Raw genomic sequence first — 24,407 nt, 5'->3', positions numbered from 1 at the left:
TAAACTCTTTATCATTATTTTTATTATCACACATAAAAAAAATAAAGGCTATAGTCTATTATTGACATAACCTTTAAACTTAATCTTATTTAACCTCTATAAATATTTAATATCTCTCTCTAATAATTTCTAAAACTTCTTCCTTAGTTAATTTTATAGCTTTCATACTTTCTATAAATCCATCTAATGCATCCTCTACAAGTTCTTTTCTTATGTTTTTTAATATTTCTTCATCTTCTGTTATAGTACTTGGTTTATTTCTTATTGTTTCTATAAGTCCCATAGTCTCCATATCTCTATATGCTCTTTGAACTGTATTAGGATTTACTTTTAACATTTCTGCAAGCTCCCTTCTTGATGGTATATGATCCCCTGGCTTTAAATTTCCAATAACTAAAGATTGTTTTATATGTCTTATTATTTGGAGATAAATTGGTTCTCTATCATTTACTTCAAAAAACATTTTATTTACCTCCTGATATCTTAATATCACTTAAATATCCATATTCTAACTCACCTATATAAACTGGATTTTTACTAGGTATATCTATAACTGCTAAATAAGCTCCACTTACAAAACCATCATCTCTAACCTTAACAAAATTAGCTATAACCTTATTTTCTACAATTATAAATTCACTTAAACTTCTAACATTTACTCCATATCTCTTTAATCTTTCATTTTCTATAAGGTCCTTATAAAATTTAAACTCTTTTGTTTTAGTGTTAAATACTAATACTGAAGTCTTCTCATCTGAGGTCTGTGTAATGTATATTTCACCATATGCCTCAAACATTGTACCACCTTTTCCATTTGCATCAAAATAAGATTTTTTCATCTCATCTCTTATTTCATCATTAGGATTGTATCTTTTTATTTCTCTAGTATTTACATTTAATTCAATAATGCTCTCATCACTATATATGCCTCTCTTATCAGTATTATCAAGCTCAGTTAATTTATAATATACTTTATCTTCTTCAGTACTTGGTAACATTCCAAATTTTTGTCTTACTGAATTTATATGAGAATAATCTCTATTTAAATCTAATTTCTCATCTAAATTTATTATATCAACTATATTGAACTTCTTATCTGATAAATTTATTTCCCCAAATCCTATATTATTTTCCTCGTAATTCATTGAAAATAATATATTTATTTTTCCATCTTTATAAGTGACTTTATCTATATTATTATTTCTAATATATTCATCTACTTTAACCTTAAAAGTTTCATAAGTGTTAGTTTTTTTATCCTTAAATCTGACTTCAAGCTTTTGAATACCATTACCGTATATATTAGTAACATCAACCATTACATCGTCATCCTCAAAGAAAGTATTTCTTGTTGGATAAATTCCTCTAAAAAACTTCTTATCCTTAAGCACATCAATACCATCAAAACGCCTCTCATTAATAACATTTCTTCTACTAACTGTTTCAGCTTCAACAGTTACTTCTTCTTCAAAAATATCTCTATCTTTATAAAAAACTAAGTCAACATCTCCAAGTTCACTTCTACTTCCATATATGTCTTTAAACTTTATTGGCGAACAATTAATGTAAATAAATATTCCAGAAAAAATTATAAATGCACTTAAAAATATTATTGTTAACACCAAAGGTACTCTTTTTTTCATAATTTCTAATCCTCCTTACACATGAACCTTTTTTTCAAGTAAATACTTAGAATAAAACCATCCGAACAAATTATATAAGATTGATATGAAAACAAACCAAATAAATCTTTCGAACATATAAAAATCCATCTTTCCTGGGAAGATTAAAACTAAAAAAAGAAAAGAACATCCTAATATTACTCCTAATATTCCACCCTTTACTCCAAAACTTCTCTCTAATATTGCAAATAAAAAAGTCAATAATATCATTGCTATAAAAAATAAGCCATTAGTTATTAAATTAACAAAACTAACTGGAATCAATCCATAAAAATTACTTATTGAACTAGATAATATGGTAATTAAACTTTCTTTTACTATAGCATCAGTTGGAACCATAATATTAAATATTATATAATTTATAAGCAATGCTACTATTTGAAAGAAAACTAAAGATAAATAATAAAAACACGCTGATAAAAACTTGTATATAATAATAAACTTTTTAGGAAATGGCAATGTTAAAAGAGTGTACGCACTTTTATTTTCTCCTTTAAACTCACCAAGCCATAGATACCAACAATATAAACAAAAGCAACCTAATATTAGAAGAGTTAATATCCTACCATTTATCCTACTAACAAAACTGCTAAAAGGCTCCATAGGTGAAAACATTTGAATAGCACCTATATTCTCTGTTTTTTCTAAATAAATCTTTAATTCATCACTTAAACTATAACTAAAATAGGCAATGTTTAAAAGCATAATTCCAACAGCTGATCCTATTGTTATTTTTAAATCTCTTAATATCTGTAAATTTAAAAGATAACTTAACTTTTTAAAATTCCCCTTACTCACCTTCATGTACCTCCCTTATTTTCTCTACCATTGACAATCCTTCATTTTCTCTTACATCTTCAACATAAAATTCTATTTTAATATTTCCATCACTTAAAAAGACAACTTTATCAACTATATTTTCAACCTCTTTTAATTCATGAGTTGTTAGTAAAATTCCAATATTATTATCCATATAGCCAATTAAAGATTCTATAAACTTCTCTCTTGTAAAAATATCTATACCTGAAAAAGGTTCATCTAAAAGTAAATATTCTGGGTGTCTAGCAAAACCTAGTATAAGTTTTACCCTTGCTATATTCCCCTTAGAAAGTTTATTTATTTTTAAGTCATCAGTTAATTTAAAATCTTTTAACATTTCATAAGCTTTATCCATATCCCACTTTTCATACATCATACTCATATATTCAAAGGCATCTTTTATTTTCATGTCACCATAAGTATTTAAAACATCAGGTACAAAGGCAATATTTTCATAGGTCTTATAATTTAGCTTTTCTCCATTAAAAAGCACTTCCCCCTGATCTTGCTTAACAAGGCCCATAATTATCTTTAAAAGAGTAGACTTCCCCACTCCATTTAACCCTAGTAAAGCAGTTATTTCTCCCTTCTTTACATTAAAAGTAATATTCTCTAAAACTTTTTTTCTTCTAAACTTCTTTTTAACACCAACCACTTCTATCATTTAATCACCCCTAGATTTATGTTAATATATTTTTGTACTCATGTATTACTTCATTAATACACTAACCTTAAGTGTATTATATCACTAATACATCTACTTGTAAATCATTTACTTTTTTTAAATTTATATAAACAAAAAATACCCTAGTCATTTCTAACTAGAGTATTTTAAATTTACTATTTTTTCTTTTTAAATTTTGAGAAGAATCCTTCATCTTTTTCATCTATATCATCAACCGATTCCCCAGATGCCTTCATAAAGGCTTTTAATGCTTCTTCTTGCTCTTTATTTAGATGTTTTGGAACTTCTACTACCATATGAACGTATTGATTTCCTCTTCCTCCACCATTAACGTGAGGAACACCTTTTCCTTTTAATCTAAACTTAGTTCCTGGTTGAGTACCTGCTGGAACTTTATATTTAACATTTCCGTCTACAGTCGGAACAGTTATTTCTGCTCCTAAAGCAGCCTTAGCCATACTTATCTTGTAATCATAGTAAATATCTGAACCTTCTCTTCTAAATATCTTAGATGGAGCAACATTTACTCTTATATATAAATCTCCTGAAGGACCATTGTTAGCACCTTGCTCACCTTGTCCTCTTAAAGGTATTATGTTTCCAGTATCTACACCTGCTGGTATCTTAACTGTTATCTTTCTATTCTTTCTAACAGTTCCTTTTCCCTTACAATCTGGACATGGATCTTCAATCACTTTACCTGTTCCACCACATTGATCACAAGTTGTTGTAGATACAAAGCTTCCTAAAGGAGTTTGTCTTTGAACTCTTATTTGACCTGAACCATTACATTTTGGACAAGTCTTAGGAGATGTGCCTGCTTTAGCACCTGTACCATGACAAGTTTCACAATTTTCAGTTCTAGTTATAGATATTTCTTTTTCACATCCAAATACGGCTTCTTCAAATGTTATATTTAATCTATATTCTAAATCAGCACCTCTTTGTGGAGCATTTCTTCTTCTAGATGATCCGCCACCAAATCCTCCACCAAAGAATGATTCAAAAATATCTCCAAAGCCACCCATTTCTGAGAAGTCGAATCCACCAGCATCAAAGCCACCAAATCCGCCACCACCAAAGCCACCGCTTCCATCGAAAGCAGCATGACCAAATTGATCATATTTAGCTTTTTTATCAGGGTCTTTTAAAACATCATATGCTTCATTTACTTCTTTAAAGTTTTCTTCCGCTTCCTTATCTCCAGGATTTCTATCCGGGTGATATTTCATAGCCATTTTTCTAAAAGCTCTTTTTATCTCATCATCTGAAGCACCTTTTTGAAGCCCAAGCACTTCATAGTAATCTCTTTTAGCCACTGTTATTCACCACCTATAAGTTTACTTATAAAAAGGGAAGACTATTGAGCCTTCCCTCTATTAATTCTTTTTATATTATATCAAAGCTTTAAGTCTTGTGATAGTTTTAATTATTATTTATCATCTTGAACTTCGAAATCAGCGTCTACAACATTGTCATCGTTGTTGTTTGTAGCACCTGCTCCAGCATTAGCTCCACCCATGTTGTTTGGATCGAATCCTTGACCTTGTGCTCCACCATTTTGTTGGTATAATTTTTCTGATACTTTGTAGAATGCTTGAGTTAAATCTTCCATAGCTTTCTTGATAGCTTCTATATCGTCACCATCTTTAACTTTTTTAACTTCTTCGATTTTAGCTTCTATTTCTGCTTTTTCTTCAGCTGAAACTTTATCTCCAAGTTCATTTAAAGTTTTTTCTGTTTGGTAAACAGTTTGCTCAGCATTGTTTTTAACTTCTATAGCTTCTTTTCTCTTCTTATCTTCTTCAGCAAATTGTTCTGCTTCTTTTACAGCCTTATCTATTTCAGCATCGCTTAAGTTAGTTGAAGCTGTGATTGTAATGTTAGCTTCTTTTCCAGTAGCTTTATCAGTTGCTGAAACTTTAACTATACCGTTAGCATCTATATCGAAAGCAACTTCTATTTGAGGGATTCCTCTTGGAGCTGGAGCAATTCCTGATAGAGTAAATCTACCTAAAGTTTTGTTATCAGCTGCCATTTGTCTTTCACCTTGTACTACGTGAATTTCAACTGAAGTTTGGTTATCTGCTGCAGTTGAGAATATTTGGCTCTTTCTCGCAGGGATAGTTGTATTTCTTTCGATTAATGGAGTTGCAACTCCTCCTAAAGTTTCGATTCCTAATGTTAATGGAGTAACATCTAATAATAATACGTCTTTAACATCACCAGTTAATACACCAGCTTGGATAGCAGCACCCATTGCTACGCACTCATCTGGGTTAACTCCTTTTGAAGGTTCTTTTCCAGTGAAGTTTTTAACAGCTTCTTGAACTGCTGGTATTCTTGTTGATCCACCAACTAAGATTACTTTATCTATATCATTTAATGAAACATTACCTGATTTTAAGGCTTCTTTCATTATGTTGATTGTTCTTTCAACTAAGTCATGAGTTAATTCATTGAATTTAGCTCTTGTTAATGTCATATCTATGTGTTTTGGACCAGTTGCATCAGCAGTTATAAATGGTAAGTTAATTAATGTTTGAGTTGATGATGATAACTCAATTTTAGCTTTTTCAGCAGCTTCTTTTAATCTTTGAAGAGCCATTTTATCTTGTCTTAAATCAATTCCGTTTTGAGCTTTAAAGTCTTCTGCTATATAATCTATAATTCTTTGGTCGAAGTCATCTCCACCTAATCTAGCATCTCCGTTTGTTGATACAACTTCAAATACTCCATCTCCTAAGTCTAAGATAGATACGTCGAAAGTACCACCACCTAGGTCATATACTAAGATTTTATGAGCACTATCCATTTTATCTAATCCATAAGCTAATGATGCAGCTGTTGGTTCGTTTATTATTCTTTTAACATCTAAACCAGCGATTCTACCAGCATCCTTAGTTGCTTGTCTTTCAGCATCATTGAAGTAAGCTGGAACTGTGATAACAGCTTCTGTTACTTTTTCTCCTAAGTAAGCTTCTGCATCTGCTTTTAATTTTTGAAGTATCATTGCTGATATTTCTTGTGGTGTATAATCTTTTCCATCTATATTAACTTTATAGTCAGTTCCCATGTGTCTTTTGATTGACATTATTGTTTTGTCAGGATTTGTTATTGCTTGTCTTTTAGCAACTTGACCTACTAATCTTTCTCCATTTGCTTGGAATGAAACTACTGATGGAGTTGTTCTAGCACCTTCTGAGTTAGTGATAACTACTGGTTCTCCACCTTCCATAACAGCTACGCATGAATTTGTTGTTCCTAAATCTATACCGATTATTTTACTCATTGTTAATTCCTCCTCTAACAATATCTATAATTTAAACCTGTTAAATGCTAATTAAATTATTTAGTTACAGTTACCATTGAATGTCTGATAACCTTATCCCCTCTCTTGTATCCTTTTTGGAATACTTGAGCTACTTGATTTGGCTCTGCGCCTTCTTGTTCCACAACCATCATTGCTTGATGTAATTCTGGATCAAAACCATTTTCTGTAGATATTTCTTCAACTTGAAGTTTTTCTAAAGCATCCTCAAATTGTCTTACTGTCATTTCAACACCTTTTTTAAGATCTTCAACAGTTCCATCTACAGCTAAGGCTCTTTCTAAGTTATCTAATACTGGAAGCATTTTGATTAAAACATCTTCACATGCATCAGTATATATTCTTTCTTTTTCTTTATCTGTTCTTTTTCTGTAATTTTCATACTCTGCAGATATTCTTAATAATCTATCTTTTAAGGCCTCTAATTCATTTTCTAATTTCTTTGTTTTACTTTTAAACATAGTATTTTCTTCCTTTAAAGCCTTTAATTCTTCAAAATCAATAACTTTTTCATCAGCCTTAATATCTTCTGAAACTTCTTCTACCTCTTCATCAATATTAGGATTTTCAGCTTTTGTTTCGTTATCTAATTCTTCTTGGATATTTTCCTTTAACTCTTCGTTAAAATCTTTATTATCCACCATAAAGCAGCCACACCTCTTCTCTTTTTTTACTTACTTATTCTTTAAAGTTTCATTTAACTCTTTCATAACTTCAGTCATGATTGATAAGACTTTAGAATAATTTATTCTTCTAGGACCTATTAAAGCTATTGTACCTAAAGATCTATCTCCTACATGATATCCAGCTGATATTATGGAACATTCCTTTGCTTCTGGTACAAATATTTCATCACCTATTTTTACAGTCATATCATCACTATCACTTATAAGTTCTGAAATACTTTTTTTATCATGTAAAAGCTCTAAAATCTCTTTTGCCTTATGAATATTATTATATTCAGGATAATTGAATATATTAATTGTTCCTTCTAAGAATACCTCAGAAGTTTCATCACCTTTTAAACTCTCATAAAGAGCAGGTAAAACCGCATTTACTATATCTTCATATCCGCTTAAAGCTCTATTGAGATTGCTAATAACCTCTAAGTTTATTTGCTCAATAGTAAGGTTTTTAAGCCTTTCAGTTATTATCTTACTAATTTTAATAAGTTCTTCAGATATAGGAACACTCTTTACTTTTATGACTGTATTTCTTATTACACCATTATCAGTTACTAAAACACATAAAATACTTACATCATCAACTTTTAAAAGCTGAATTGATTTTACAAAGCTCTTATGTACTGAAGGTGCTTTTACTATACAAGTCATTTTAGTAAGTTCCGATAGAAGAGCACTAGTTTGTTTGATTATTTTATCAACTTCGTACAAGGTACCATCTATTATTGAACTTCTAATAAGCCCTTCCTCTTCAGAGGACAATCTTTCGAATTCAATCATTCTATCAACATATAATCTATATCCTCTGCTTGATGGAATTCTTCCTGCCGAAGTATGAGGCTGTTCTAAAAATCCCATATCCTCTAAGTCAGCCATTTCATTTCTTATGGTAGCTGAACTTACTCCAAGATTATATTTTTTAGCGATAGTTCTTGAACCAACAGGCTCTCCAGTTGATATATAGTCTTGAATTATAGCTCTTAATATTTGAAGCTTTCTATCATCTATCACTAATCTCACCTCTTTATTAGCACTCACTCTGAACGAGTGCTAACTAGTACACTATTAATATATTACCTACCAAGTTTTTTGTCAATTCCATTTTTTATCATTTCAAATGAAAATTTTGAATTTTACCTTATTTATTCTTTAATATCTTTATTTTTCTTTTATTTGCTTCAATTTATACCATAACCTATTTTTAATTTTATAATAGAAAATCAGCCATTATTATATTTGATATTTCTATGCCTTTTTCACTTAGAAAAATCCTTCCTGAATCCCTTATTAAAAGCCCTTCATCTATATACTTATTTAGTATTTCTCCATAAACATCATTTATATTCATACTAAATCTCTTTTTAAATTCATTTTCATCTATTCCATTAATTTTTCTAAGCCCCATAAACATAAATTCTTCCATATTATCATTTTTTGAATTATTTATTATTTCTTCTACGGCTTCTCCCTTCTCATTGATAGAATTTATATATTCCTCAACACTACTTATATTTTTAATTCTTTTTCCATTAATATAAGAAGCTGCTGCTGATCCTACTCCTATCCAGTTATCCATATTCCAATATGCTAAATTATGTCTACATTCTTTTCCCTCTTTAGCATAATTAGAAATCTCATATTGATTAAATCCATTTTCCTCTAAAATTTTCTTTGCTAAATGGTACATTTTTCTCTCTTCTTCTTCTGTTGGTAGCTTTAACTTATCATTTTCATATAAATTATAAAAAGCAGTGCCTTCTTCTATAATTAAACTATATGCTGATATATGTGCTGGCTCTAAAGATATTATCTCTCTTAAAGTCTCTTCCCATTCATTTAATCTTTGATTTGGTAAACCAAACATTAAATCAACATTTATGTTATTAAAACCAACCTTTTTTGCTAATAAAAAATTTTCTTTAAAGGTTTTATAGTTATGTATTCTTCCAAGCCCTTTAAGAAGATTATCCTGCTTAGCTTGAAGCCCCATACTGATCCTATTTACACCATACTTTTTCATAACTTCTAGCTTTTCTTCTGTTAAGTTTCCTGGATTACACTCCATAGAGTACTCTATATCTTTTGCCATATTAAGTTTAGCTATTTCTTTTAATAAACATTCTAATTCATTAGATTCTAAAACACTTGGTGTTCCCCCTCCAATAAATATAGTGTTTATTTCTAGATTATTATGTTTCTCTCTTAAATTTATTATTTCCTTATTTAGAGCTTCTATATAGGCCTTTCTTAAATGATCTTTCCTGGCAAAGGAAGGAAAATCACAATAAAGACACTTTTGTGCACAAAAAGGAATGTGTATATATAAAGAAATTTTGTCCATAGTTACTTACCTCCATGTAAAATAAATAAACTTTTTAACTAATATAAAATAAATTTTGTAGTTAAATACAAATTATTAGTTATGAGTCTTTCTTTCATATTACAATAAAAAAAGTCATGAGTGAATAAACCCATGACTTTTATATGATTCTTTCACAAAATTAAATATCTAACTTTAGATAAAACTAAAATTTTAAAATTTAAGATTAATATTGCCATTTAAATAAGTTTACTAAAATATAAATAAGTTTACTCAAAATATTTTTAGCTTTATATCTCTCTTAAATTTATATTTATAACATTGTGAACTAATAAATCTCTTTGAACTTCTATAATTGAAGTGTTTATTACTTCACCCTCTAAGTTTATCTCTAAATCACTATGATCTCCATGCTTAGCTAAAAACTTATCTAAATCAGAAATTTTAACACTGATAGAAATATTATCTCCATTTTTTCTATTTATAACACCAGTTGCCTTCCTATTATTTCTAAACTTTCTGCACTTAATTTTAACATCTCTTTTATTAGCATTTAACATAAGAATACCTCTCCTCTACATAACTTTTATTAATTTACTATAAATATATTGAGGAGATTTCTTTTTAATGACTAAATAAAAAATATTTATTTTAGAAATTTAAATTCAATGTATCTAAAAATAAGCTAATTCTAAAATATTTAAAAACCTTTATAAAAATAACAAAAAAAATTTAATTCCTATTATTTAGTATTAAAAAAAAGGCAATGATAAATACTTAATACTATTCATCATTGCCTCTATATAAAGAAATTAATTAGTCAACTTTTAAAACTGACATGAATGCTTCTTGAGGAACTTCAACTGTTCCTAATTGTCTCATTCTCTTCTTACCTTCTTTTTGTTTTTCAAGAAGTTTTTTCTTTCTTGAAATATCTCCACCATAACACTTAGCTAATACGTCTTTTCTCATAGCTTTAACAGTTTCTCTAGCTATAATTTTTGAACCTACAGCTGCTTGAATTGGAACTTCAAACATGTGTCTTGGAATTATTTCTTTAAGTTTTTCAGCTATAGCTCTACCTCTTTGATAAGCCTTAACTTCTGGAACTATCATAGATAAAGCATCTACGTTGTCTCCATTTAATAAAATATCTAACTTAACAAGTTTTGATTGCTCATATCCTTTTAATTCGTAATCTAATGAAGCATATCCTCTTGTTTTTGATTTAAGAGTATCGAAGAAGTCATATACTATTTCATTTAATGGAATTTCATAATGTATAACAACTCTTGTTTCCTCTAAGTATTGCATATCTATGAATTTACCTCTTCTATCTTGGCATAATTCCATTACAGCTCCAGTGTAATCAGTTGGAGTTATAATTGAAGCCTTAACAACAGGCTCTTCCATGTATGCAATCTCTGTCATTGGAGGAAGGTTTGTTGGGTTTGTTAAATCAAAAGATTCTCCATTTGTCTTAGTTACTTTGTATATAACTGATGGTGCAGTTGTAATTATATCTAAGTTAAATTCTCTTTCAACTCTCTCTTGAATTATTTCCATGTGTAATAATCCTAAGAATCCACATCTAAATCCAAATCCTAAAGCTACTGATGTTTCCGGTTCAAATGATAATGCAGCATCATTTATTTGAAGCTTTTCTAATGCCTCTTTTAATTCTTCATACTTAGCTCCATCAACTGGGTATATACCTGAGTAAACCATTGGTATAGCTGGTTTATATCCTGGTAATGCCTCCTCTGTTGGTCTAGCTGCCTCTGTTACAGTATCACCTACTCTGGCATCTCTAACATTCTTTATTGAAGCTGTTATGTATCCAACTTCCCCTGCACTTAATCCTTCTTTTAAAGGCATTAAAGCTGGTGTAAATACTCCTGTTTCAACTACTTCATAAACCTTGTCTGTTGACATTAGTTTAATTTTTGTTCCAGGCTTAACTTTACCATCTTTAACTCTTATATGACATACAACTCCTTTGTAACTATCATAGTATGAATCAAATATTAAAGCTTTAAGTGGAGCATTTTCATCTCCCTCTGGTGCTGGAACTTTTTCAACTATCTCTTCTAAAACATCTTCTATGTTTAATCCAGTTTTAGCTGATACTAAAGGTGCATCCTCTGCTTCTATTCCAATAACATCCTCTATTTCTTGCTTTATTTCATCTGGTCTAGCACTAGCTAAGTCAACCTTATTTATAACAGGTACTATTTCTAAATCATTATCTAATGCTAAGTAACAGTTTGCTAAAGTTTGAGCCTGTATCCCTTGAGTAGCGTCTACTACAAGAATAGCACCTTCACAAGCTGCTAAGCTTCTTGAAACTTCATATGTAAAGTCTACGTGACCTGGAGTATCTATAAGATTTAATATATATTCTTCGCCGTTCTCTCTCTTATAGATAAGTCTTGCTGCTTGAGACTTTATTGTTATTCCTCTTTCTTTTTCAAGCTCCATAGTATCTAATACTTGCTGTTCCATTTCCCTTTGAGTTAATGTTCCAGTTTTCTCTAAAAGTCTATCTGCTAATGTTGATTTACCATGATCTATATGAGCTACGATTGAAAAGTTTCTTATATACTTCTTTTTATCCATATCTAAACCTGCTCTCTAAACTATTTAAAAAGTTTTTGAACAGTTTTCACCCCCACATTGTAGAATAAGTCAAGTTACATTATATCACAATGTGCCATTAAACTGTCAATATACTTTACTTTACATTATTATATAGTTTCCTATAAATTGATTAATATCATTTATTAATTTATTTACTAGGTTAAAGGTACCAATTAGTATGTTACCAAATAAGCCTTTACTTAAGTTTAAAGTATGTTCTTTAAAAACTAAATAAACCTCGTCTTTATTTTCATATATTTTTACAGGACTATTGTCTTCACTAAATATAGTTAAATCCATACCTGTTTCTTCTTTTATTCTATCATAATCAACTTTTTCGCTTAATTCATAATTTTGATTATTAAATGCCTCTGTATTTTCTATATTAACACCTATAAGCCCCCAAGAAATTATAGAAAAAACTATTATGCCAAGAGTTAGAATAGTCATAAATTTTTTCAAAATAAAACACCCCCATAGATTACTATCTATAAGGATGTTCAAAATTCTTTTATTTTATTCACTTTTTCTGTTTAATTCTTCTGCTATTAATCTAGCTATATACTTTGCTGTAGCTTGAGCCTCTTTAGAAGTATTTACTTCTGCACCAACTTCAATAAGCATTGAATTCTTATTATATTGTTGGTTAAACGCATTTTTTCCCCTATCATACTTAAAGGTTTCCTGTCTTCTTAAAATATCAGGAAAAAGCTCATTGGCTTTATTAATAAATCTATAGGCCAAGGATTCAGCATCATTAAAATATTGGCTATTCTTAGTTGTAACAAACATAATCTTAGCTAAACTTTCTCCATTTATATTAGCAGTTAAATTCTTTTTGTTATGCTCTCCAACAGAATCTCTATGAATATCTATCACCATCTTAAAATCATCATATTCATTAATATATTTTTTAACTGTCTCTCTAGATTTATTGTAAGATTGCTCATATGAAGCTGAGTGATTTGTTTTATCATGAATAACTGATATACCATAGTTTTCTTCAAGTTCTTTTGCAACTAAAGTTCCTACTCCAACTACGTTATGTTCTTCATTGTTTGAAGTTCTCTCCTCAGTATACCCCTCTGAATTATGAGTATGATAAATAAGCACCTCTGGCTTAGACTGATCTAGTTCCTTTTTTAAACTTGGATCATAAACTTCACTATTTTTACTAGCTTCTAATTCTGCACTTTCCTTAGATTCTTCCTCAGAAACTATATCTATACTATCTTTATTTAAATCAAATGAAGATACTTTTTCAGCAGAAACATAATTAACTTTATCAATTGAAGCTATTTTATTTACTGCACCAAAGTAAGGCACTTCATTCATTACTAACTCTATCGGATCTAGAGGCTTTATATTTAAAGTTTCTAAGGCTAAACTTTTTAATGTAATATTACTTTCTAAATAAGCATTCTCATCGTAATATGTTCCCTTTGCAACAGGCATTCCTGCATTTAAAAGTTGTATATATGATAAATTTTCTCTCATGTCTTTACTTGCTGCAATCTTCATAAATCTAAACATAAATATTATAAGTAAAGATAAAAGAACAATCACTCCTATGGGTATCTCTCTTTTATTAATACCTCTCACATTATCCCCTCCCTCATATTTTCATTTATATGAGGTTAAGTTAAATATTATGTTACTCTCTTTAGGTAAATATTTAATTTATTCTTCTTCAAATTCACTCATAATTCTAAAAAATATCTTAATAAAACTTTTAATTTTAAACTCAGTCTTAGTTTAAAAATTTATTTATATCCTCTAATACCATATTAGGTTGAAGGGCTATATTGATTCCATTTGCTATTATTTTTGAAACTGATTCTATTATATCGTCTATTTCTTTTGGGGTAACCATTAAATCTCCTACATAAGGGTCTAAAAGGCTCTTTATCATCATTCCCTTTTCATTCTTGTCTATGTTATTTAATATATTATAAAATTCTTTGCCAGCATCTGCTTGATTTATCATTTCATCTAAAACTAAATCCATGGCATCATTTGCAATAGTAGCTGCATCTACAACAGTTGGTACTCCTAAGGCAATAACAGGGATACCTAAGCTTTCTTCATTTATTTGCATTCTATGATTTCCAACTCCAGCCCCTGGTGATATTCCAGTATTGCTTATTTGAATAGTTCTTGCCACTCTTTCTAATTTTCTTGAAGCTAAAGCATCAATACAAACTACTAAATCTGGATTTATTTTTTCCACTAATGATTTTATTATCTCTCCAGTTTCAATTCCTGTTATACCTAAAACTCCAGGAGCTATAGCACAAACTGGTCTTACTGAATCATCTATTATGTCCGGCATAACTTTCTTTAAGTGTCTTGTTACCATTAACTTACCTACAACCTTAGGTCCTATGGCATCAGGTGTAACATTCCAGTTTCCAAGCCCAACTACTAAAGCAGTTCTCTCCTCTGGTAAATTAATAAGTTCTTCTAAGGAGGCTGCCACCACATGAGAAACCTCATCCATAATGCCACCGTCATAATGAGTGTACTCAGGGATATCTATGGTAACATATCTACCTATAGGTTTTCCCATAGCTTTAGCACCTTCATCATTTAATATGTCAACATTTGTAACTTTAATATCTTCTTCCACAGTCTTTTCTTCAAAAACTACCCCATCAATTTCCCTATTATATCTATGTTTATAAATCTCTCTACTTTCAACAGCTAAATCAGTTCTTACATTGTACATTTTTCCACCTCTTTTTAATTTAAATTGATATATTATATATAATCTCCTTAAAAATGATAATTATGTCGATAAACACGAAAAAAGACTTGAACTTATATATTTATGATGTTATAATTACCTTTGTTAATAATGAACTCGTACGCAGATTCCCCAAAACTGCAGATACGCTATAAAAGTTGAAGGGGGTGAACTAGAATGGCAAATATTAAATCAGCAAAGAAAAGAATAAAAGTTACTGAAAAGAAAACTTTAAGAAATAAGATGATTAAGTCAGCTCTTAAAACTGCTATAAAGAAGTTTGAAGTAGCTGTTGAAGCTAATAACAAAGCAGAAGCTGCAACTTTATACGTTGAAGCTGCTAGAGCTTTAGATATGTCTGCTTCTAAAGGAGTAGTTCATAAAAACATGGCTGCTAGAAAGAAATCAAGATTAGCTGCTAAGTTAAACGCTATGGCTTAATTATATGGGTGTTAGAATTTCTAACACCATTTTCTTTTATTAGAAGTATTTCTTTAAGTAAAAAATCCAGATTAGAATTATCTAATCTGGATTTTTTATATTACAGTGCTCACTATCATAAGTTCTAACTCTGTTTTTTTATTTAAGTTTGAATTACTCTTAAGTTTCTTTTCTGTATATAAGCATAGATTAATACATTTATTAAGCTGTTTATTAGAAAACTTCTTACTCTGATTAATAAATTTTTCTATTACAAAGTCAGGTAAATTTACCCTGCTAGCTTCTAAAAAATCTTTCTTTATTTCATCAATTCTATACTTTTCAGAAAGTCTTATTTTTACCCTGTGTAACTTTTGAAATTGCTCTCTGATTTGACTCAGTATAAATATAGGATCTTGTCCTCTGCCTATTAATTCATCCATTAAGTCTATGGCTTGCTTTGCTCTTTTAATTGAAATAAGCTCAACTAAATCAAATATATCGTCCTCATACCTAGGAGGAAGTAGTAAATCTATGTCTTTTCTAGTTATTTCTCTCTCACCAACATAGTTTACTATTTTATCAACTTCTCTTTCTATAACATCAAAGTTATTTTCTACTGAGTCACAAAAGTATTTTAATTCTATTTTTCCTATATTTTTATTATATCTTTGAAAGATTCTTCCTACTTTTTGTTGCAGTTTTGCCCCTTTTAACTTTTCAACAGAAACTATACAACTGCTCTTCTCAAGCTTTTTTAGTTTGCTTAATCTATTAACTCTATCCCTTTTATCCTTTAAAGTTGTATATGCTATTAAAACACAATGTTCTGGTGTATTTTGAAAATATTCTACACATTGCTTATATAATTTTTCAGTTTCTTTATCTTGTTTATCCTTAAATATATTAGTTCTATTTAAAACTACTACTTTTCTATCACTCATAAAAGGCAATGTTTCACAAGCATTCATGAAATCATCAAAATTAAGGTTATTACCATCTAATCTAATTAGGTTTAAATCCTTAAATTCTTCATCTAATACATTATCAATTATATTTTCTATACCTTCTTTAATTAAAAGCTCATCTAATCCAACTAATATATAACTTTTTTCTATCTTTCCTTTTTTCAAATTTTCATATAAACCGTCTAAATCTATCATTAAAATATCAACCTTTCAAATCCCAGCTACTTATTTACATAAGTTAAAGTATATACGCACTTTTCTTTTGAATCAAATCAATTATATCATAATCACTATTCTCTGGCATTAAAGTTATTGTATTAAAATTATCTTCTATGGATATTGAATATCTTTTTGTTAGTTCAAATTGAGACTCTTTTTTCAAATGAATAACCTCATTAACATATTCCTTTTTCATTATGGATTTTTTAAAATAATCACTATTATTGTTTACTAAGGCAACTTTCTTAAATCCAGATTCTATAACTATAGCCTTATTCCATTTATCCTCTACAATTCTAATTTTAGCTCCAAATACATATAAATTTAAAATCAAAACAGGTATGACTAAATAAACTCCTATTTTAAACTTTTTAAATCCTTTAATACTCATGTAAATCCATAAAAACATAGTCATATAAGCAATTGCAAATACTGGTGATAAATAAGGAGTAACCCATACCACCTTATCTAAAAATACTAAAATCCCCCTAAATACCATGAATATTATATTTATTAAAAATACTATAACTCCAATTAAATTTCCACCAATTAAAATAGAAATTAATAGTATCTGTAATAATATTACTATTATTGGAGTTACTAAAAAGGTTGATATTAAAAAGTTAATAGAAAATTTTCCAAAAGCAATTACCAAAATAGGATATATAAAAGCCTGTGCAGACAATCCTAAGCTTAAGTATTCATTTAACTTTGGTGGTAACATATAAAATCCCTCTAATAATTTTTTATAGAATAAAATTATGCCTAATGTTCCACCAAAGGATAATAAAAATCCCATGCTAAAAAGGTTATAAGGTTTATAAATAAGTAGTATTATTGCCCCTAATGATATAGAACTTAAGGGGTCATAGGTCTTAAATAGCCTTTTAGAAGACTTTAATAAGGTTATCATAATTAAAGCTCTTAATGCTGAACTAGATGCCCCAACTAAAATCACATAAATAGTACATATACTTAAGGCTATCTTAAAAGAAAACTTTTTATAAATTATTGAAAAAAGTAAGGCTATATGAAACCCTGATATACATATTAAATGAATTACTCCTAAATCTGATAAAAAATCCTTTTGATTATAAGTTAAATTTTCTTTATCTCCCCATAAGACAGCATTTAAAAGTGCACTTTCAGAGGATGAAAAATTTTCACTTAAGTTTTCATAATACTTCTTTGGTATATTTTTTATTTTATAGATTAAGTCTTTTTCTCTTTTTAATACTTTCTTTAAGAAAACCTGTCCAACATGACCTCTATCTAAATTAATATTTCTCTTGAATTTACAAACTCCATATATTTTTTCTCCATATTCAATTTCAATTCCACTTTGGTTTCTTACTTCAACTATTCTTCCATCTATCTTTCCTAGTATAACTTTATCTGTAACTTCTATTATCCTTATTTCTTGAACCCCTTCTTGTTGAAATTTAGGCTCATAATAGATGGTGCAACTTAAAATAGCTATGAGGAAAAATATTATGCCTATATTAAAATTATCTATGTCTAATAAAAGATAGCTAAACAAAATTAAAGGTACAACTAAAAAAGCTGTACCTATTAAGTTAAAACTACCAAAGTAGTATGTTATAATTCCTAAAATAGTAAAAATACAAATTAATCCTAAAGGTCTATTTATAATAACTTTCTCAAACTTTTTCATAGAATCTCTCCTTTGAAAAAATTATTGACCTTTTATAGAAATTATAATCATTTATTTAGTTTTTGGATTAAATATTAATGCCATTAAGTAACCAAAGAAAATAGCCGCAGTTATTCCACCTGCTGCACCCTTTAATCCACCAGTAAATGCTCCCATTAATCCTTGTTCATTTACTTCTTTTATAGTTGCTTTAGCTAAGGCATACCCAAAACCAGGTAATGGAACTGTGGCTCCTGCTCCACCTATTTGAACTAGCTTTTCATATATTCCTAAAGCTCCTAATATTGTTCCTATTGAAACAAAGGCAACTAATACTTTAGCTGGTGTTAGTTTAGTTTTATCTATTAATATCTGTCCTATTACACAGATTGCACCACCTACTAAAAAAGCATTTATGTAATCTTGCAAAATTCTCATCTCCTCATTATTAAATTTTTATAACAAAATATTCACACAAAATATCTAACTTAGTTTAAATATATTCTATAGCTACAGCATGAGCTATTCCTGGTATGCTTTCTCCTTGTAAGGCAGATGTAGAACTTAATAAAGCTCCTGTGGAAACTAATAAAACTCTTTTTAACTTTTTCTCTTTTAACATTCTATATAAATATCCACAGGCTACAACGGCTGAGCATCCACATCCACTTCCGCCTGCAAAAGTTCCTTGTTTTTCATTATCAAATATCTTTTCTCCACAATCTATATAAACCTTACTAATATCATATCCATACTCTTTTAATAATTCCTCTGTTAATTTCTTTCCTACAGCCCCTAAGTCTCCAGTTGCTATTACATCATAATCTTCAGGTTTTCTTCCTGTATCAACAAAATGCTTATATATAGTATCTACAGCAGCTGGTGCCATAGCAGCTCCCATATTATCTGCATCCTTAATTCCATAATCCTTAACAATTCCTGTGGTTACATGGGTAACATAAGGATAATCTCCTGACTTTCCTAAAAGCATAGCTCCAGAACCAGTTACAGTCCACTGTGAATATTCTTTTCTTTGACATCCATATTCTAAAGGAAATCTAAATTGTCTTTCTGCTGAACTAAAGTGAGAGGATGTAGAAGCAATTGCATACTTTGCAAAATCACCATCCATAATCATTGATGATAAACTTAATGATTCAGCCATAGTAGAACAAGCTCCATACACTCCAAAAAAAGGAATTTTAAATTCTCTAGCAACAAAATTTGTTGATGTTAACTGATTTAATAAATCACCACTAAAAAGATAATCTACGTCCTCTTCTTTTACATTACCTTTTTTAATTACTCCCTCTATAGCAGTTATCATTAAACTACTTTCAGCCTTTTCAAAGCTTTCACAGCCATTACAGTCATCTTGTAGTATTTTATCAAAATATTCTTTTAAAGGCCCCTGACCTTCTCTAGGACCAACCACACTATATGTAGCTATTATTCTAGGTTTACTTTTTAATTCTATTGTTTGAGATCCTACTCTTTTTGTATTATTACTCATTCTTATCACCCCACAATTCCAACTCTAAGTAATAAGTAATATATTAGTCCAACTATTACAGAGGTTCCTGTACCATAAACTAAAACAGGACCTGCAATAGTAAACATTTTAGCCCCTACTCCCATTACAAAGCCTTCTTTTTTAAATTCTATAGCAGGTGACACCATGGCATTTGAAAAACCAGTAATAGGAACTATAGTACCTGCTCCAGCCTTAGCCGCTATTCTATCATATAATCCAAGTCCTGTTAAAAGAGCTCCTAAAAAAACCATAGTCATAGGTGTTAAACTACTAACTTGTTCTTCTGTGAAGCCATAGTATAAAAAAGTATTTCTCACAAATTGTCCTATTACACAAATTAATCCACCTACTATAAATGCCATTATACAATTTCTAAGAAGCTTTGGTTTTGGTCTTATTTGTTGTTCAAGTTGATCAAACTTAGTCCTTATTTTTTTGTCATTTTCATACATAGCTATATTAATCACCCTTTTCTATTAAAATATACTTATATTATTTGTTCTTATTTTTAATCTATACAAAAAAATGAGCATTATTTTATATGATTACTTTCACATAAAATAATGCTCCTAAAACATTTCATTTATAATCAATCCTCTTCTAATTTTTCCTTCATAATTTTTAGTACCTTTTTCTCTATTCTAGAAACTTGAACTTGACTTATACCAAGCATTTTTGCAACTTGAATTTGAGTTTTATCCTTGAAATACCTAAGCATTATGATTTGCTTACCCTTTGAATCTAATGAACTAATAGCTTCTCTTAAAGCTATTTTATTGACCATGTCATCATCTTCACCCTTCTCACTAAGTTTATCTATTAAGAGAACTGGCGTTCCTTCATCATGGTGTATAGTATCATATAAATATTGCATACTACTTGCTGATTCTAAGGCTACTATTACCTCTTCCTTATCAACACCAGAGTATTCAGCTAATTCATCTACAGTAGGATCCCTATTTAATTTTTTTATTAGTTCTTCCTTGTTGTAATGAAGCTTTTTAGCTAAAGTCTTAGTGCTTCTACTTACCTTTATTATTCCATCATCCCTTAAGAATCTCTTTATTTCACCTATAATCATAGGCACAGCATAAGTTGAAAATTTAACATTAAAACTATCATTAAAGTTGTTTATAGCTTTAACTAATCCCATTGACCCAATCTGAAATATATCCTCATAGTCATACCCTCTATTTGTAAATCTCTTGCATATTGAAGAAACTAAAGGAGTATTAACTTCTATAAGCTTATTCATTGCCTCCTTATTTCCTTCTTTAGCCATGACTATGAGAGTTGTATTTTTGTCATAATTAAAATTATCTTTCTCAATACTACTTATATCCATAGACTTTATTCACCTGCCTATGTATTCATTTTTTTCTTCATTATTATTTTTGTACCCTTATCCTTTTCACTATAAACTTCTAAAGAATCCATGAATGTTTCCATAACAGTAAATCCCATACCTGATCTCTCTAATTCTGGTTTAGATGTATATAAGGGTTCTCTTGCTTCTTCTAAATTTTCTATTCCTATACCATTATCTTCTACAGTTATACTTATTTCATCTTCACAAATACTAGCCTCAATAATAACCACTTTGCTCTCATCACATTCATACCCATGAATTATAGCATTTGTTACAGCCTCAGAAACAGCAGTCTTTATATCAGTTAATTCTTCAATAGTTGGATCTAACTGAGCAATAAAAGCTGATACACTCACCCTTGCAAATCCTTCATTTTCAGATTTAGCCAAAAACTCTAATCTCATTTTATTATCCATATCTAACCCTCCATTAACCCACTTTTAGAGCTTCATCCAAATTTTCGTAATACTTTATTATCTTAAATATTCCAGATAACTCAAAAACTCTTTTTATGCTTTTACTTACAGATATTATGTTAACTTCACCTGAACGCATACTTATCTTTTTATACCTTCCAATAATAACACCAATTCCTGAACTATCCATAAAAGTTACACCTGAAAAATCCAATACAAGCTTTCTTATATTTTCTCTACTAATCCTATCATCAATTTTTACTCTTACTTCTTCTGCACTATGATGATCTAATTCTCCAATTAAACTTACAACTAAAACATTTCCTATTTTCTCAAAATCTAACCACATACAATCACTCTTATAGAGTTACACCTCCCACACAGCTTCTTTTCCATATTTTAACATATTTTAATTATTTATGTCAAATAATACTAAAATAAATTAAACCTATAGAAACAAACTCTATAGGCTTAATAAGATATTAATTGTCCTTAAATTTTTTAATTTCTTCACTAATTTTATTTCCTATATCTTCAAGAGGCATAGTGTCATTTAGAAGCAATGTACTAAGAGCTTCATTTATATCTTTCATAAGATATATCTTAAATTCACCCTTTCTCACAGCCTCTTCTATTTCACTATTTAATATAAGCTCATCTTTATTGCTTTCTGGTATTAAAACAGCTTTTCCAATATAAGTGCCAATTTTTTTGCATACATTGAAAAATCCTTCTATTTTTTCATTTACTCCACCTATTGGTTGCACCTGTCCAAATTGATTTAATGAACCTGTTACTGCAATGCTTTGATCTACAGGTATTTTACTTAAAGAAGAAATCATAGCAATTACTTCTGCCACAGAAGCACTATCTCCTTCTATTTTTCCATAAAGCTGCTCAAAACTTAGTTGAAAGTCAACAGGTAAAGCTTCATAAGAATTAAAGAAGCTACTTAAAAAGCCTCTTAGAATATTTAAAGATTTATTATGAATGTTTCCACTTAAATTGCTTTCTCTTTGTGCATCCATAATTTTTCCGCTACCTTTATAACAAGTACAAGTTATTCTCATAGGCTTTCCAAAGCTCATATAACCAAAATCTATAACAGACAATCCATTTACACTTCCAATAATTCTATCTTCTATATCTAAAATTATCTTCTTTTCCTCATACATTTCTAAATAATCTTTTTCAATTTCACTGCATTGATTTACAACCGCTTCTATTGAATCCTTATCTATCAATGACTTATTATTATTTTTTGCCTCTTCATTTCCAAGAAGTAATACTCTCTCTATTTCATCAATATCCCAAAGAATTTTCTTCCTTGTTCCAGCTTTTCTTGCTAATTGTTTTCCAATAGCATTGATTCCAGAAGTAGAGATCTTTATTAAATCATTATCTATTATGACTTTATCAACAAGATCTACCAAAGATTTTTTATTTTCATCTATTCCTATTAAGTTTGAAAATTCAGCTCTAATCCTAAATATTTTCTTGAAGTCTTCATCATGGTTATACAAAATATCATAACTTTCAAAATCTCCTATTAAAATTACATTTACCTTAATAGGTATTGGATCTGGATTTAACCCATTTAATGAAAGCACTTCTAAATATCCTCTATTAAAATCATAATTTATCTTTCCATGAAGTAACGCCCTTCTCAAATAATAATAGCTATTTGCATTATTAACTAAAGAACTTAACCTAAGTATTATGCACCCTTCATTTGCTTCAAGTAATGAACCTGATTTTATAAGTTTTACATCAGTTGAATACACACCATTATGATTTTCATACTCTATAGTTCCTAAAAGATTATTTAAGCTTGGATCTTCTTCAAAAATAACCTTAGGAGCCTCTTGCCCCTTGCTGTTTTTTATGATATTACAAACATACTTTGAAATAATCTCATTTATCTTTTCTTCATCATCATCAAAGTTTATTGTGTAATTATCAATCAATAGGTTTTCTAAACTTTCACAAACATCTATAAGATAGTTATAAGCTTCATTCTCATCTTTAAAATTATCCTTTATTTTTTCTTTAACACTTGCTGATTCATTTTCTAAATAGGTTCTAAGTATCCCCTTTAATTTTTCAATGGAATCTAACTCTATATTTTTTAATTCTTCAAGAACTCCTTCTGCTCCCTCTTTTAACTTGTCAGCCTTTACAGAAATATCCCCTTTACTATTCTCTTCTAGATCATCAAACTCCTCTTCTGTCATAGCTTCTCCATCTACTAAAGGAATAAATGCAAAGCCTGAAGAAGTTGCTTTTAAATCAAATCCTTCTTCCTTTGCACTCTTTATTAAGTCCCCTATATAATAATTTCTCTTTTTTTGTATATCATTTATAATCTCTTCCTTTTCTTTATTTATTGAAGAATTATAAAAAGCATATATTTCATCATAATAAAAAGATTTTAGATATTCTAAAGTTTCATCTAACTTTTCTCCCATTCCATTTTCTAGAAATATAACCTTAGGAACCCTAATATCTTCTAAGGTAACATAACATATATCCTTAGGCTTACCTCTACTTTTCATTTTATCTTCTAGATGTACCATTATGTCTTTAAGCTTTTGTTTTGAAAATTCATCAATTAGGTAAACATTAAATCCTTCTTTATTTATGCTTAATGCTTCATCAATTTTCTTAAAAACCCCTTGATACTCATTACCATAGGATTCTTTCTCACCTATCCCACTAGTAAAATCTTCATTATAAATTACTTCTTTTGGAGTTAACTCTCTTCTCATAAAAATTCACTCATAAAACTAATCTTAGCTTTAATAGAGTAACCTCCTCTTTATAAGTACTTTATTATATTAATATTCTATAACTTTAAAATTAGCCATCATTTTCTATTTTTTATTTATTTTTTTCTTCGACAAAAAAGCCTATAGAAATTT

24 protein-coding genes are annotated in these 24,407 nt (G+C 29.2%); 1 reads left to right on the top strand and 23 read right to left on the bottom strand.

What is annotated here, in order from left to right; genetic code table 11:
• Positions 1-106 precede the first annotated feature (106 nt).
• From I6G60_RS05195 to gpr, 14 genes are all read right to left on the bottom strand, one after another.
• On the bottom strand, positions 107-463 hold the full coding sequence (locus I6G60_RS05195; protein ID WP_003451353.1) for a GntR family transcriptional regulator: 357 nt from the start codon (positions 461-463) through the stop codon (positions 107-109).
• 1 nt (position 464) lies between these two features.
• Positions 465-1,643 (bottom strand): hypothetical protein, encoded by a 1,179-nt coding sequence (locus I6G60_RS05190; protein WP_197925645.1) that lies wholly within the window; start codon positions 1,641-1,643, stop codon positions 465-467.
• 15 nt (positions 1,644-1,658) lie between these two features.
• Positions 1,659-2,480, bottom strand: a complete 822-nt coding sequence (locus I6G60_RS05185; protein ID WP_110071543.1) for a hypothetical protein — start codon at positions 2,478-2,480, stop codon at positions 1,659-1,661.
• Positions 2,473-3,165, bottom strand: coding sequence for an ATP-binding cassette domain-containing protein (locus I6G60_RS05180; protein WP_003478506.1), 693 nt, complete (start codon positions 3,163-3,165; stop codon positions 2,473-2,475). Before I6G60_RS05180 ends, I6G60_RS05185 begins: the two co-directional genes overlap by 8 nt.
• Before the next feature lie 176 nt (positions 3,166-3,341).
• A complete protein-coding gene (gene dnaJ / locus I6G60_RS05175) occupies positions 3,342-4,505 on the bottom strand; it encodes a molecular chaperone DnaJ (RefSeq protein ID WP_057257407.1) in 1,164 nt (387 codons plus the stop codon).
• A gap of 113 nt (positions 4,506-4,618) precedes the next feature.
• A complete protein-coding gene (gene dnaK / locus I6G60_RS05170; protein WP_061428997.1) occupies positions 4,619-6,478 on the bottom strand; it encodes a molecular chaperone DnaK in 1,860 nt (619 codons plus the stop codon).
• A 56-nt stretch (positions 6,479-6,534) separates the two neighbouring features.
• Positions 6,535-7,161 carry a nucleotide exchange factor GrpE gene (gene grpE, locus I6G60_RS05165; protein WP_003461874.1) on the bottom strand — a complete coding sequence of 209 codons (627 nt, stop codon included), beginning with the start codon at positions 7,159-7,161 and terminating at the stop codon, positions 6,535-6,537.
• Positions 7,162-7,191: 30 nt separating this feature from the next.
• The gene (hrcA, locus tag I6G60_RS05160) at positions 7,192-8,211 is read right to left on the bottom strand and encodes a heat-inducible transcriptional repressor HrcA (protein ID WP_003470958.1); all 1,020 of its coding nucleotides are present in this window, start codon (positions 8,209-8,211) and stop codon (positions 7,192-7,194) included.
• A 196-nt stretch (positions 8,212-8,407) separates the two neighbouring features.
• Entirely contained in the window at positions 8,408-9,541 is a 1,134-nt protein-coding gene (gene hemW, locus I6G60_RS05155) for a radical SAM family heme chaperone HemW (protein WP_011591030.1), read from the bottom strand.
• 269 nt (positions 9,542-9,810) lie between these two features.
• Positions 9,811-10,080 carry a hypothetical protein gene (locus I6G60_RS05150; protein ID WP_011591031.1) on the bottom strand — a complete coding sequence of 90 codons (270 nt, stop codon included), beginning with the start codon at positions 10,078-10,080 and terminating at the stop codon, positions 9,811-9,813.
• Between the two features lie 256 nt (positions 10,081-10,336).
• Positions 10,337-12,139 (bottom strand): translation elongation factor 4, encoded by a 1,803-nt coding sequence (lepA, locus tag I6G60_RS05145; protein ID WP_003455062.1) that lies wholly within the window; start codon positions 12,137-12,139, stop codon positions 10,337-10,339.
• Positions 12,140-12,259: 120 nt separating this feature from the next.
• Positions 12,260-12,622 (bottom strand): hypothetical protein, encoded by a 363-nt coding sequence (locus I6G60_RS05140; RefSeq protein WP_011591032.1) that lies wholly within the window; start codon positions 12,620-12,622, stop codon positions 12,260-12,262.
• A gap of 54 nt (positions 12,623-12,676) precedes the next feature.
• A complete protein-coding gene (locus I6G60_RS05135; protein ID WP_004457777.1) occupies positions 12,677-13,762 on the bottom strand; it encodes a stage II sporulation protein P in 1,086 nt (361 codons plus the stop codon).
• A 148-nt stretch (positions 13,763-13,910) separates the two neighbouring features.
• Positions 13,911-14,888 carry a GPR endopeptidase gene (gene gpr / locus I6G60_RS05130; RefSeq protein WP_197925644.1) on the bottom strand — a complete coding sequence of 326 codons (978 nt, stop codon included), beginning with the start codon at positions 14,886-14,888 and terminating at the stop codon, positions 13,911-13,913.
• Positions 14,889-15,083: 195 nt separating this feature from the next.
• Here gpr and rpsT point away from each other — a divergent pair, with 195 nt between their 5' ends.
• Positions 15,084-15,347 (top strand): 30S ribosomal protein S20, encoded by a 264-nt coding sequence (rpsT, locus tag I6G60_RS05125; RefSeq protein WP_003451389.1) that lies wholly within the window; start codon positions 15,084-15,086, stop codon positions 15,345-15,347.
• A 95-nt stretch (positions 15,348-15,442) separates the two neighbouring features.
• Here the strand turns inward: rpsT and holA are convergent, their stop codons facing one another.
• The 9 genes from holA to I6G60_RS05080 form a co-directional block, all read right to left on the bottom strand.
• Positions 15,443-16,489 (bottom strand): DNA polymerase III subunit delta, encoded by a 1,047-nt coding sequence (holA, locus tag I6G60_RS05120; RefSeq protein WP_197925642.1) that lies wholly within the window; start codon positions 16,487-16,489, stop codon positions 15,443-15,445.
• A gap of 43 nt (positions 16,490-16,532) precedes the next feature.
• On the bottom strand, positions 16,533-18,188 hold the full coding sequence (locus I6G60_RS05115; protein WP_197925640.1) for a ComEC/Rec2 family competence protein: 1,656 nt from the start codon (positions 18,186-18,188) through the stop codon (positions 16,533-16,535).
• A 51-nt stretch (positions 18,189-18,239) separates the two neighbouring features.
• Positions 18,240-18,605 (bottom strand): stage V sporulation protein AE, encoded by a 366-nt coding sequence (gene spoVAE, locus I6G60_RS05110; protein WP_011010735.1) that lies wholly within the window; start codon positions 18,603-18,605, stop codon positions 18,240-18,242.
• A 55-nt stretch (positions 18,606-18,660) separates the two neighbouring features.
• A complete protein-coding gene (gene spoVAD, locus I6G60_RS05105; protein WP_003463083.1) occupies positions 18,661-19,680 on the bottom strand; it encodes a stage V sporulation protein AD in 1,020 nt (339 codons plus the stop codon).
• Between the two features lie 5 nt (positions 19,681-19,685).
• Complete coding sequence (gene spoVAC, locus I6G60_RS05100; RefSeq protein ID WP_011010736.1) at positions 19,686-20,153, bottom strand: stage V sporulation protein AC; 468 nt, start codon at positions 20,151-20,153, stop codon at positions 19,686-19,688.
• Between the two features lie 137 nt (positions 20,154-20,290).
• Entirely contained in the window at positions 20,291-21,046 is a 756-nt protein-coding gene (gene sigF, locus I6G60_RS05095; RefSeq protein ID WP_003454713.1) for an RNA polymerase sporulation sigma factor SigF, read from the bottom strand.
• Between the two features lie 17 nt (positions 21,047-21,063).
• Positions 21,064-21,486, bottom strand: a complete 423-nt coding sequence (spoIIAB, locus tag I6G60_RS05090; protein WP_003451402.1) for an anti-sigma F factor — start codon at positions 21,484-21,486, stop codon at positions 21,064-21,066.
• Between the two features lie 13 nt (positions 21,487-21,499).
• Positions 21,500-21,835 carry an anti-sigma F factor antagonist gene (spoIIAA, locus tag I6G60_RS05085; protein WP_003451156.1) on the bottom strand — a complete coding sequence of 112 codons (336 nt, stop codon included), beginning with the start codon at positions 21,833-21,835 and terminating at the stop codon, positions 21,500-21,502.
• Between the two features lie 133 nt (positions 21,836-21,968).
• Positions 21,969-24,254: an AAA family ATPase gene (locus I6G60_RS05080; RefSeq protein ID WP_061415876.1), complete on the bottom strand. Its 2,286-nt coding sequence runs from the start codon at positions 24,252-24,254 to the stop codon at positions 21,969-21,971.
• Positions 24,255-24,407: the final 153 nt, after the last annotated feature.

The organism is Clostridium perfringens, assembly GCF_016027375.1.
Taxonomy (GTDB): domain Bacteria; phylum Bacillota; class Clostridia; order Clostridiales; family Clostridiaceae; genus Sarcina; species Sarcina perfringens.
Note: the sequence above shows the minus strand (reverse complement) of the source record. Positions and strands in the feature narration are given on the sequence as shown.

Bases quoted from the DNA above. Each gene is read 5' to 3' on its own strand.
- I6G60_RS05195 (WP_003451353.1), bottom strand. From the start codon at position 463: ATGTTTTTTGAAGTAAATGATAGAGAACCAATTTATCTCCAAATAATA.
- I6G60_RS05190 (WP_197925645.1), bottom strand. From the start codon at position 1,643: ATGAAAAAAAGAGTACCTTTGGTGTTAACAATAATATTTTTAAGTGCA.
- I6G60_RS05180 (WP_003478506.1), bottom strand. From the start codon at position 3,165: ATGATAGAAGTGGTTGGTGTTAAAAAGAAGTTTAGAAGAAAAAAAGTT.
- dnaK (WP_061428997.1), bottom strand. From the start codon at position 6,478: ATGAGTAAAATAATCGGTATAGATTTAGGAACAACAAATTCATGCGTA.
- grpE (WP_003461874.1), bottom strand. From the start codon at position 7,161: ATGGTGGATAATAAAGATTTTAACGAAGAGTTAAAGGAAAATATCCAA.
- hemW (WP_011591030.1), bottom strand. From the start codon at position 9,541: ATGGACAAAATTTCTTTATATATACACATTCCTTTTTGTGCACAAAAG.
- I6G60_RS05150 (WP_011591031.1), bottom strand. From the start codon at position 10,080: ATGTTAAATGCTAATAAAAGAGATGTTAAAATTAAGTGCAGAAAGTTT.
- lepA (WP_003455062.1), bottom strand. From the start codon at position 12,139: ATGGATAAAAAGAAGTATATAAGAAACTTTTCAATCGTAGCTCATATA.
- gpr (WP_197925644.1), bottom strand. From the start codon at position 14,888: ATGTACAATGTAAGAACTGATTTAGCTGTTGAAAGTAGAGAGATTTAT.
- rpsT (WP_003451389.1), top strand. From the start codon at position 15,084: ATGGCAAATATTAAATCAGCAAAGAAAAGAATAAAAGTTACTGAAAAG.
- holA (WP_197925642.1), bottom strand. From the start codon at position 16,489: ATGATAGATTTAGACGGTTTATATGAAAATTTGAAAAAAGGAAAGATA.
- I6G60_RS05115 (WP_197925640.1), bottom strand. From the start codon at position 18,188: ATGAAAAAGTTTGAGAAAGTTATTATAAATAGACCTTTAGGATTAATT.
- spoVAE (WP_011010735.1), bottom strand. From the start codon at position 18,605: ATGAGAATTTTGCAAGATTACATAAATGCTTTTTTAGTAGGTGGTGCA.
- spoVAD (WP_003463083.1), bottom strand. From the start codon at position 19,680: ATGAGTAATAATACAAAAAGAGTAGGATCTCAAACAATAGAATTAAAA.
- spoVAC (WP_011010736.1), bottom strand. From the start codon at position 20,153: ATGTATGAAAATGACAAAAAAATAAGGACTAAGTTTGATCAACTTGAA.
- sigF (WP_003454713.1), bottom strand. From the start codon at position 21,046: ATGGATATAAGTAGTATTGAGAAAGATAATTTTAATTATGACAAAAAT.
- spoIIAB (WP_003451402.1), bottom strand. From the start codon at position 21,486: ATGGATAATAAAATGAGATTAGAGTTTTTGGCTAAATCTGAAAATGAA.
- spoIIAA (WP_003451156.1), bottom strand. From the start codon at position 21,835: ATGTGGTTAGATTTTGAGAAAATAGGAAATGTTTTAGTTGTAAGTTTA.
- I6G60_RS05080 (WP_061415876.1), bottom strand. From the start codon at position 24,254: ATGAGAAGAGAGTTAACTCCAAAAGAAGTAATTTATAATGAAGATTTT.